Source organism: Mesorhizobium sp. M4B.F.Ca.ET.017.02.2.1, from assembly GCF_003998955.1.
GTDB lineage: Bacteria > Pseudomonadota > Alphaproteobacteria > Rhizobiales > Rhizobiaceae > Mesorhizobium > Mesorhizobium abyssinicae.
This window is the reverse complement of the sequence record NZ_RZOF01000510.1, coordinates 1-3,127: the sequence shown is the minus strand read 5'-3', so window position 1 is coordinate 3,127 and position 3,127 is coordinate 1. Positions and strand designations below refer to the sequence as shown.

4 protein-coding genes and 1 pseudogene are annotated in these 3,127 nt (G+C 64.8%); 2 read left to right on the top strand and 3 right to left on the bottom strand.

The window, feature by feature from the left end; translation table 11 throughout:
* Nucleotides 1–336: hypothetical protein (locus tag EN738_RS36010; protein ID WP_210214102.1), on the top strand; the 336-nt coding region annotated here is incomplete at its 5' end.
* A gap of 4 nt (nucleotides 337–340) precedes the next feature.
* On the opposite strand, the gene EN738_RS32935 is transcribed toward EN738_RS36010, so the two are convergent.
* The gene (locus tag EN738_RS32935) at nucleotides 341–931 is read right to left on the bottom strand and encodes a hypothetical protein (protein ID WP_127287203.1); all 591 of its coding nucleotides are present in this window, start codon (nucleotides 929–931) and stop codon (nucleotides 341–343) included.
* Between the two features lie 42 nt (nucleotides 932–973).
* Nucleotides 974–1,591: a TetR/AcrR family transcriptional regulator gene (locus EN738_RS32930; RefSeq protein WP_127287202.1), complete on the bottom strand. Its 618-nt coding sequence runs from the start codon at nucleotides 1,589–1,591 to the stop codon at nucleotides 974–976.
* Between the two features lie 77 nt (nucleotides 1,592–1,668).
* Between EN738_RS32930 and EN738_RS32925 the strand changes: the two genes are divergently transcribed.
* Complete coding sequence (locus tag EN738_RS32925) at nucleotides 1,669–2,952, top strand: MFS transporter (RefSeq protein ID WP_127287201.1); 1,284 nt, start codon at nucleotides 1,669–1,671, stop codon at nucleotides 2,950–2,952.
* A gap of 70 nt (nucleotides 2,953–3,022) precedes the next feature.
* Here the strand turns inward: EN738_RS32925 and EN738_RS36635 are convergent.
* A pseudogene (locus EN738_RS36635) lies at nucleotides 3,023–3,127 on the bottom strand (IS110 family transposase); the annotation flags it as partial.

Here is a 3,127-nt window from a genome sequence, read left to right as displayed (position 1 = left end):
TACAAAACGAAGCCGCTCGTCCATGATGCCAGTCTCTCGCCAAACCATCGCCGGGTCCTCCGGCGAGGGAGAAAACTGTCACCTATGCAATCGGTCCATTCTGTTACCTATCTATCCGGTTCGGACACCGGCACCTTCTCCCCGTATAGTGACGGGGAGAAGGGAGATTGCCGCAGCCTCGACGTTCGTTTGGCGGCGTTGTCGATTGGCGAAATCATCGATCAGAGCACCTTTCTCCCGGTCACTATACGGGGAGAAATGCCCGGCAGGGCAATGGGCGGCAGCGCCTATCTGCGATGGAACGGCCCTCCTCATGCGGTCGTCCCCGAGACGTAATAAGTCAGTTATCCACGCGGCCAAAGTCAGGCGGGTTGCCGATCAGCACGCGCTTGTCCTTGCCGCAGGCGAAGCCTTTCGCCTTCTCGTCGGCGAGCTTGCGCGCCTGGTCGTTGGCCTGCGGATTGCCGGTGGCCAGCACCAGGCCGATCGTGCAGCCCTGCTGGGTGTCCGGCTGGGCGACCTTGGCGACGACCAGGACCTGGATCGGCTTGTCCTCGCCGTCGGGCTTGCTGACCTCGCGGCGGTGGATGACGGCGAATGGAATGGCGACGTCGCCATTGGTCTCGATGCGCCATTCGACCTTGAGCCCGGCCGTGTTGAGACCGGAGAAGCTTTCCCAGACCGAGGTCATGTCGCTCGACGGGAACCCGTAGAACAGCGATTCGCGGGCGTCGTCGTAGCCGATCAGCACCGGATAGCCGCGATAGCCTGAGCAGGCGAGGCTCGCCCAATCGCCCTCGCCCTCGGCAGCCTGCGCGTAGGTCACGCAGTCCTTCTCCCAGTCGAGATCGGTGTAGACGCTGGATATGTCGCCGGCATGGGCCCCCTGGCAGAGACCGGCAAGGACAAGCGGGATCAGAATAGCGCGCATGGCGGACAACTCCGGTGAGGTGCCGCAGCGTACCGCCAATCGCTATTTCTTCAAGCTGGCCTCAATCAGCAAGTCGGCGTTGCGGGCGACCGACGCCGCCGGTCCGCCGCGGCCGAACAACTGGCCGCTGATATAGGCGCCCTCGATCAGCAGCAGCAGGCCGTCGCCAAGCGTGTCGGCATCGACGGCGCCCATCGCGCTCGCCATGGCGCGCAGGCGGCGGCGCAATTCCTGCTTGTTGGCCTCGCTGACGATGCGCGCCGGATGGCTGTGATCGGGATATTCCACCGCCGCATTGGTCATGCCGCAGCCGCGATAGTCGGGTTTTTGCGTGCGCTTGCCTACACGGGTTAGGAAAGCCACGATCTGCGCGCGCGGGTCACCCGGATGCGCATCGACAGCCTCGTCGAAGCGTTCCCAGAATTCGAGATTGTATTTGCGCAGATAGGAGGCGGCGAGCTCGTCCTTCGAGGGAAAGCTGCGGTAGAGGCTGGGCTTGGTGACGCCGGCGCGCTTGACGATCTCGTCGACGCCGATCGCCCTTATGCCCTCGCGGTAGAACAGGTCGCGCGCCACGTCGAGGATCTTGTCGGCCGCCTTCGGATGCGCCGGCGGGTGAGCCGAGCTGATGGACGCTTCAATTTTTTTGTCCGATGGCATGCAACGACTCGCTTGACAATGTTACTGACCGGTACGTATTCATAGCGCCATCCAATTGCAACGTACCGGTCAGTAACATGATAGCTCAGTCTCGTCCGTTTGGCCAGCGCTACGCTTTCGTCGTGGTCGGCGTCATCTTTCTCTGCCTGCTGATCGCCGCCGGGCTTCGTTCGGCGCCGTCGGTGATGATGCTGCCGCTGGAGGAGAGCTTCGGCTGGCGGCGCGACGTCGTCTCGCTGGCGGCCGCGATCGGCATCTTCCTCTATGGCCTGACCGGGCCGTTCGCCGCCGCGCTGATGGAGCGGATCGGGCTGCGCCGCACGCTGCTTGCCTCGCTGCTCATCATGTCGGGCTCGACGGCGCTCAGCCTGCTGATGACCAAGCCGTGGCATCTGCTGATCACCTGGGGCGTGTTTTCCGGCATCGGCTCCGGCGCGGTCGCCACCGTGCTTGGCGCCACCATCGTCAATCGCTGGTTCAAGACCAATCGCGGCCTGGTGATGGGGCTGATGTCGGCTTCGAGCGCCACAGGCCTGCTGGTGTTCCTGCCGCTGCTTGCCTCGCTGGCGCAGGCGGGTGGCTGGAAGCCGGTCGCCATCGCCATCGCGATCGCCACCGCGGCGCTGGTGCCGGTGGTCTGGCTGCTGGTGCCGGAGCGTCCAGCCTCGATCGGCCAGGTGCGCTATGGCGCCGAGCCGAACGACGTGCCGCCGGTGTCGCCGGCCTCGCAGGGCAATTTCCTGGCGCATACGCTCGGCACGTTGCGCCGCGCCGCCGGCACGCGGGTGTTCTGGTACCTGTTCGCCACCTTCTTCGTCTGCGGCTTCACCACCAACGGGCTGGTCGGCACGCATCTCATTGCCTTCTGCGGCGACATGGGCATCGGCGAGGTGCAGGCGGCCGGCCTGTTGTCGATGATGGGCATCTTCGACCTGATCGGCACGACGCTGTCGGGCTGGCTCACCGACCGCTTCGACCCGCGCAAGCTGCTCGGCGTCTACTATGCCATCCGCGGCCTGTCGCTGATCTATCTGCCCTACTCCGGCTTCTCGGCGGCCAGCCTGATCATCTTCGCGGTGCTCTATGGGCTGGACTGGATCGCCACCGTGCCGCCGACGCTGAGGCTCGCCAACGAGGCGTTCGGCGACCGCAGCGGCCCGATCGTCTTCGGCTGGATCGTCGCCGGCCACCAGGTGGGTGCTGCGGCCGCCGCCGCCTTCGGCGGTACGATGCGCGAGCTGCAGGGCAATTACGAGCTGGCCTTCATGATCGCCGGCATGACAGCAATCGCGGCGGCCTGTATCTCACTCTTGATCAACACGAGCAGGCCGGCGTTCGAGCCGGAGCCGCAGGCGGCGTAGGGCGCGACTTTTCCTTCTCCCCTTGTGGGAGAAGGTGTCGCCGAAGGCGACGGATGAGCAACTGTGTTCGTCAGGACCTGTTTGGATTCCAAGGTTCGTTGTTTTGGATCATCGCGCTGAGGATGGTCAGGATCTTTCGTGCCACGGCGACGAGAGCGACCTTCGGCTCCTTGCC